The following is a 6,470-nucleotide window of genomic DNA, read 5'->3' as shown; positions in this document are numbered from 1 at the left end:
CTTTTAATGGGTGCCCTCCCCAAAAATTTCTTGGAGGCGGTAGATAAAGGCATACGCAGCATCACCAGTGTAGCAGTCGCCTGCGCCTGTTCAGGGATCATTATTGGCGTCATCTCCCTTACCGGTTTGGGTCTCAAGTTTTCTAGCCTGATGATTGCGACCCCGGGCGAATCGATTTGGATAGCCCTGTTTTTAACCATGCTGGCTTCCCTGATATTGGGATGTGGCCTGCCCACGACTGCGGCTTATGTGGTGCTGGCCACGATGGCCGTACCCGCCCTCATCAAGATCGGTGTACCTCTCTTGGCCGCCCACCTCTTTGTCTTTTATTTTGGCTGTATTTCGACCATCACGCCTCCGGTCGCTCTTTCGGCCTATGCCGCAGGAGCCATTGCCGGTGCGAATCCCAATAAGGTGGGGTGGACCGCATTTAAATTTAGTATCGTGGCCTTCATCATTCCCTACATGTGGATTTCGGGGCAAGGTCTTCTCTTAGCCGCACCGCTGGCCGAGATTATTCAAATCGTATTCACCAGCATCATCGGTGTGACCGCCTTTGCCATTGGCTTGCAGGGATTCGCCGTGGTTCGGTGCACCTGGACCGAGCGCTTTTTGGCTATGGCCGCGGGGATTTTACTCATTGAACCGGGTTTCATCACCGACGTCATTGGCGCCTTTATCATTTCCATCTTTATTTTTTCTCACCACTTACGCTGGCGGCGTAACAAGAAACTCCGCGGGTAGATGGGATAAAAAATGACGACCTGACCGGATAGTCTTTTTGAGGAAAAATCTTACGATTTGCTTGGTTATTACCTATACGGGGATGATGGAAGAAACTTCAAAGATGGTCGTTTAATTTCGTACAGATTGAGGAATTAATCTGTACCCTTAGTATCTTCTCCCCCGGAAACCGGGGCGGACTCTTGCCTCTTTCACCAGCAACTCTTTTTCCATAAAACCTCTTTTATTCAGCATGGAGATGGCTTTCTGAGCTTCCCTGCGGGTCGACATTTCCACAAAGGCGAATCCCCGCGGATGGCCGGTTTGATGGTCCTTTAAGATCTTAACCGATACGACGTCTCCGGCTTGGGAAAAATGAGTTTTAAGGTCCGGTTCGGTGGTCTGGAAAGGGAGGTTGCCCACATAAATTTTTGTATTCATTTTCCCTCCTCATTGATTGTAACAATCAAGGCAAAGAAGAGCTTTTTCGGGAGGAGGGGAGACCTCCATCCACAGCTCTTTTCCACAACGGGCGCAGGTTACCTTAAAGGATTTTGGGGGCACTTTCCTTTTGGAACTCCTCCGGTAAAAATTTCTCCTTATCCGTGCCATTTATACCCCCTCATCAAGATTTTTATTTGGGGATCGCGCCAACCCTGACCGCCAGGGGTCACGCCGAGAGAGACCCCAGGTTTTAATACTCTCCTGGGGTCTTACGATCCGATTGCAGATCTTCAGCATTTCACCACATCGATAGCTTGCAGGCCCTTCTTACCCTGGGCGATTTCGAATTCGACCTCGTCCCCTTCATGAAGAACCTTGAAACCGTCTTGTTTAATGGATGAGAAGTGCACGAATAAATCATCACCACCATCGTGAGAAATAAATCCAAATCCCTTTTGCTCATTAAACCATTTGACTCGACCTTTAGACATTGCATTTCACCTCCTTCCTTTTTCACGCTGATAAGATGCAATCGCCCGGGCCGGGGCAATAAAAAAACCGCATAAGCATCAAGAGCTATGCGGCTTTTTTTATTCCAAACCAAAACTCTTTGCAACTTATTAAATATATAATAACTTTTTTCTTGCAGGCTGTCAAGGAATAAAACAAGTACGTTTTCCCTATCCAGCTTGACACTTGTACCCCTTCCCCCTATAATACACCTTACTCCAGTAAGGTATCCTATCTCCTTCTGGGTAACAACCGCTCTCGGAGAAAGAGGAAAAGGGCAAGGTTTTTACCGTCAGTCGCTTTGTATTATCTTTTATTAAAATCCATTCAGGAGGCGGAATTATGAGGAAAAAGTTTTTCTTAGTCTGGATGATGGCATTCCTGATGCTCGCTGGGGTCGCGCCCTTGGCTTATGCCGGCAAGGCCAACGACACGCTAAACATCCTCCACACCGTAGAGCTTTCATCGGTGGACAACTACTTCAACACCGACCGTTGGGGGGTGGTTCTGTGCCATCTCCTCTGGGACAGTTTGCTCTACCGCGACTTCAAGACGGGGGAATACAAGCCGAACCTGGCCACCTCCTACAAGTTCATCGACGGCAAGACCCTGGAATTCGACCTGCGTCAAGGGGTGAAGTTCCACAACGGCGACGAGTTCGACGCGGATGACGTGGTTTACACCCTGAACTGGGTTTCCGACCCGAAGAACGGAGTCAAAACCCAGAACAACGTCAACTGGATCGAAAAGTGCGAGAAGCTGGGAAAATACAAGGTCCGCCTAAAGACCAAGAAGAATTTCCCGGCCGCCCCCGAGTACATCGCCGCCGTCATGGCCATCTACCCCCACAAGTACTATGCCAAGGTGGGTCCCGACGGGATGGCCATCAAACCGGTGGGGACGGGCCCTTACAAGGGCGTGGAGGTGGTCCCGGGGAAGAGCATAACGATGGCCAAGAACGAGAATTACTTTGCCGACAGCCCCAAGGGCAAGCCGAGCATCGGGAAGCTCCATATCCGTTTCATCAGCGAGGTGAACACCCAGATCGCCGAGCTCATGTCCGGAAGGGCGGATTGGATCTGGCGGGTGCCGCAGGACCAGGCGGAGAAGATGGCCAAGATGCCCAAGATAACCGTGGAAAATTCCGATACCATGAGGGTCCATTTCCTGCAGTTTGACGCGGTCAATAAAAAGGGGCGGAACTCCCCGCTCAATAAATTAAAGGTCCGGCAGGCCATCGGCCACGCGGTCGACAAAGCCACCATCCAGAAAACCCTGGTCAGAGGAGCATCCCAGCTCATCCACTCGGCCTGCTATCCCAGCCAGCTCGGCTGCACCAGCGACGTGGTCCGGTACGAGTATGACCCGGCCAAGGCCAAAAAGCTCCTGGCGGAAGCGGGGTACCCCAACGGTTTTGAGATGGATTTTTACGGCTGGCGGGAACGGCCTGAGATGGAAGCCATCATGGGATACCTGAATGCCGTGGGGATCAAGGCCAAGATCCAATACATGACCTACGCCGCCGTACGGGAAAAGATCCGGGTTGGCGAAGTGGACATGGCCATGAACAACTGGGGCTCTTTCTCCATCCATGACGCCTCCGCCTTCACCGGGAACTTCTTCGGGGGCACGGCCGATGACAACGCCCGTGATCCGGAAGTGATCAAATGGCTGGAGATCGCCGACACTTCCGTCGATCTGGAAGTGCGCAAGAAAAACTACAAAATGGCCCTGCAGCGCATTGCCGAGCAGGCCTACTGCATTCCTCTGTGGTCCTCGAACATGAACTACGCCTACACGAAGGATCTCAATTTCACCGCCCAGCCGGATGAGATTCCCCGTTTCTTCAACGCTTCCTGGAAATAGAGAGACGGAATGCGCGTGAAGGCCCGGCCCCCTGAAGGGACCGGGCCTTTTCCAGGGAAAAGGACCGACGGGGAACCGGAATGCTCATCTATACCCTGAAGAGACTTGCTCTAGCGGTAGCGGTAGCGCTGGTCGTATCCGCCCTCAGCTTCGGGTTGCTCTACCTCTCTGGCGACCCGGCTACGGCCATCGGAGGAGAGGCGGCCACGGACGCCGACATTCTCTTCATCCGCAAGACCTACGGGTTTGACCAGCCGATTTACACCCAGTACCTCACCTGGATCGGGAAAGCGCTCCGGGGAGATTTCGGGATGAGCTATTATTTCCGGGTGCCGGTCAGCCAGATCATGGCCGCCCGCCTGCCCGCGACTTTGATCCTCGGTTTTTCCGCCATCGTCTTTGCCCTGGTCTTCTCCATCCCACTCGGTGTAATCGCCGCCATACGGCCCAACAGCTGGATCGACCGAACGGCCCTTTTCCTCTCGGTCATGGGGCAGGCCATGCCCAGCTTCTGGCTCGGGCTGATGCTCATGGTTTTGCTGAGCGTCTGGCTTCCTCTGCTTCCGCCTTCGGGAACGGAAGGCTGGGAATATTTCGTCATGCCCACCATTGTCCTGGGCTACTACGCCATGCCGGCCATCATGCGCCTGACCCGGGCGGGAATGATGGAGGTTCTGGCCTCCGATTACATCCGCACCGCCCGGGCCAAGGGGCTGTTGTCCGGGTCGATTCTTTTCAAACATGCCCTGCGCAACGCCGTCATCCCCGTGGTCAGCGTGTCCGCCGTGCAGTTCGGCTTCATGCTGGGCGGCTCGATCGTCATCGAGACGGTCTTCGCCATCCAGGGAATGGGATATCTGGCCTGGGAGTCCATCAAACGCTCCGATTTCCCCACGGTGCAGGCGGTGATCCTGGTCTTTGCCGTCATCTACATCGTTCTCACCCTGGCGGCGGACCTCCTCAACGGGTGGCTCGACCCGCGGATCCGGGTGACCTGAGATGGAACTCCGCCAGATTCCCGCAGCCGAAGAAATCCTCGGCCCATCGCCCGGGCAGCTATTGCGCCGCCGCATCTTCGGCCACAAAGGGCTGATGATCGGCGGGGTCATCCTGGGAATCATCATCCTTCTGGCCCTGTTGGCTCCGTTGCTCTCCCCCCACGACCCCTACCAGCAAAGCCTCGTCAAGCGAATCTCCAAGCCCTTCTGGCACCCGGATAGCAAACCGGAACATCCTCTGGGGACGGACCATGTGGGCCGCGATTATCTGAGCCGGCTTCTATATGGCGCCCGGATCTCGCTGCTCATCGGCTTCTGCGTGGCCTTGATCTCCGGCGTGATCGGAACAGCCCTGGGAGTCGTGGCGGGTTATTTCGGGGGGCGGGTGGATATGGTGATCACTTTTATCATCACCCTCCGCCTCAGTTTGCCCTTTGTCCTGGTGGCGGTTGCCGTGGTAGGCCTGGTAGGGGGATCGCTTCAAGTGGTGATCATCGTTCTCGGGCTCCTGCTGTGGAACCGGTACGCCGTGGTCATGCGCAGCGCCACCCAGCAGATCCGCAATCAGGATTATGTCCCGGCGGCCGAGGCCGTGGGCTGCTCCACCGCTCGGATCCTGCTTTCAGAGATCCTGCCCAATGTCTTGAATAGCCTGGTGGTGGTGGCCACGCTGGAGATGGCCAACGCCATCCTGCTGGAAGCGGCCCTTTCCTTTCTGGGGCTAGGGGTCCAGCCGCCTACACCTTCCTGGGGTCTGATGGTCTCTGAAGGGAAAGACTTCCTTTTTTTTGAACCCTGGCTGATTACCATTCCTGGGGTGGCGTTGTTCCTGCTGGTTCTTTCCATCAACCTGGCAGGAGACGGCATCCGGGATGTGACCGCTCCGGAGAGTCGGGGCTGATGGCTAAACGGCAATCAAAAGATAACCCGGACGTGGTGCTGGAGGTTGAAGGCCTTAACGTGGATATATCCGTGGCCGCGGGAGAACTGCACGCAGTGCGCGACGTGAGCTTTATCGTTCGGCAGGGTGAAACCCTATGTCTGGTGGGAGAGTCCGGCTGCGGCAAGTCCATGACCGCCCTGGCTGTTATGGACCTCCTTCCCAGGGCTGCCCGGCGAAGCGCCAAGGCTTTAAACTTCTTTAGTATGGACTTACTAAAGCTCGGCGAAAGGGAAATGGCCGACATTCGGGGTGATCGAATGGCCATGATTTTCCAGGAACCCATGACTTCTCTCAACCCGGCCTATACTATTGGCAACCAGCTGAAGGAGGTCATAATCCGGCATCGTGGCGTGAGCCATTTGGAAGCACGCCAGCGGGCGGTGTTCCTCCTGGAGAAGGTGGGAATCACCGCCGCCGAAAGCCGCCTCAGCCAATACCCCCACCAGCTCTCCGGAGGCCTTCGCCAGCGCGTGATGATCGCCATGGCCCTCATGTGCGAGCCCGAGCTGATTATTGCCGACGAGCCGACTACGGCCCTCGATGTCACCATCCAGGCCCAGATTCTCCATCTATTGAAGGACCTGCAACGGGAGTTCCACATGGCCATGATCCTGATTACCCATGATCTGGGAATTGTGGCGCGAATCGCCGACCGGCTGGCGGTCATATATGCCGGGCAAATCGTGGAATCCGGAACGGTCCAGGAGGTCTTCGAAAATTCCATGCATCCTTACACCCATGGGCTCTTGAGCTGCATCCCCGTTCCGGGCAAGACTAAACGGGGAGAATTTCTCGGCTCCATTCCCGGGATGGTGCCGACCCCCATTGGAAAGCTTAACGGCTGCAGCTTCCGCAACCGATGCTCCTATGCTTTCCAGAGCTGTTCCGGCCAGAACCCCGAGATTCGAGCCCTTAGCTTAAACTGGGGCTATCGTTGCCTTCTGGAGCCGGAGAAGTTAAAATCGCCCTGCGCATAGGGCATAGCG

At 55.3% G+C, this 6,470-nt stretch carries 7 protein-coding genes; 5 read left to right on the top strand and 2 right to left on the bottom strand.

The window, feature by feature from the left end; genetic code table 11:
• Window positions 1–744: DUF3394 domain-containing protein (locus tag Q7V48_12580; protein ID MDO9211564.1), on the top strand; the 744-nt coding region annotated here is incomplete at its 5' end.
• A 147-nt stretch (window positions 745–891) separates the two neighbouring features.
• Here Q7V48_12580 and Q7V48_12575 read toward each other — a convergent pair.
• Together Q7V48_12575 and Q7V48_12570 are read right to left on the bottom strand one after the other, a co-directional pair.
• The gene (locus Q7V48_12575) at window positions 892–1,164 is read right to left on the bottom strand and encodes an RNA-binding protein (protein MDO9211563.1); all 273 of its coding nucleotides are present in this window, start codon (window positions 1,162–1,164) and stop codon (window positions 892–894) included.
• Between the two features lie 293 nt (window positions 1,165–1,457).
• Window positions 1,458–1,658: a cold-shock protein gene (locus Q7V48_12570; protein ID MDO9211562.1), complete on the bottom strand. Its 201-nt coding sequence runs from the start codon at window positions 1,656–1,658 to the stop codon at window positions 1,458–1,460.
• A 361-nt stretch (window positions 1,659–2,019) separates the two neighbouring features.
• On the opposite strand from Q7V48_12570, the gene Q7V48_12565 reads away from it, so the two are divergent.
• The 4 genes from Q7V48_12565 to Q7V48_12550 all read left to right on the top strand — a co-directional run bounded on the left by Q7V48_12565 (window position 2,020) and on the right by Q7V48_12550 (window position 6,461).
• Window positions 2,020–3,543, top strand: a complete 1,524-nt coding sequence (locus tag Q7V48_12565) for an ABC transporter substrate-binding protein (GenBank protein MDO9211561.1) — start codon at window positions 2,020–2,022, stop codon at window positions 3,541–3,543.
• An 80-nt stretch (window positions 3,544–3,623) separates the two neighbouring features.
• Window positions 3,624–4,541, top strand: a complete 918-nt coding sequence (locus Q7V48_12560; GenBank protein ID MDO9211560.1) for an ABC transporter permease — start codon at window positions 3,624–3,626, stop codon at window positions 4,539–4,541.
• Window position 4,542: 1 nt separating this feature from the next.
• A complete protein-coding gene (locus tag Q7V48_12555; GenBank protein ID MDO9211559.1) occupies window positions 4,543–5,442 on the top strand; it encodes an ABC transporter permease in 900 nt (299 codons plus the stop codon).
• A complete protein-coding gene (locus Q7V48_12550) occupies window positions 5,442–6,461 on the top strand; it encodes an ABC transporter ATP-binding protein (protein ID MDO9211558.1) in 1,020 nt (339 codons plus the stop codon). The genes Q7V48_12555 and Q7V48_12550 overlap by 1 nt, the downstream gene beginning before the upstream one ends.
• The last annotated feature ends 9 nt before the right edge of the window (window positions 6,462–6,470 follow it).

This window comes from Deltaproteobacteria bacterium, assembly GCA_030654105.1.
In the GTDB taxonomy this organism is placed as follows: Bacteria; Desulfobacterota; SM23-61; order SM23-61; family SM23-61; genus JAHJQK01.
The sequence above is the reverse complement of the archived record's forward strand: the minus strand, read 5'-3'. Positions and strand labels throughout refer to the sequence as shown.

Coding starts and splice junctions, on each gene's coding strand:
- Q7V48_12575 (MDO9211563.1), bottom strand. CDS start 1,164: ATGAATACAAAAATTTATGTGGGCAACCTCCCTTTCCAGACCACCGAA.
- Q7V48_12570 (MDO9211562.1), bottom strand. CDS start 1,658: ATGTCTAAAGGTCGAGTCAAATGGTTTAATGAGCAAAAGGGATTTGGA.
- Q7V48_12565 (MDO9211561.1), top strand. CDS start 2,020: ATGAGGAAAAAGTTTTTCTTAGTCTGGATGATGGCATTCCTGATGCTC.
- Q7V48_12560 (MDO9211560.1), top strand. CDS start 3,624: ATGCTCATCTATACCCTGAAGAGACTTGCTCTAGCGGTAGCGGTAGCG.
- Q7V48_12555 (MDO9211559.1), top strand. CDS start 4,543: ATGGAACTCCGCCAGATTCCCGCAGCCGAAGAAATCCTCGGCCCATCG.
- Q7V48_12550 (MDO9211558.1), top strand. CDS start 5,442: ATGGCTAAACGGCAATCAAAAGATAACCCGGACGTGGTGCTGGAGGTT.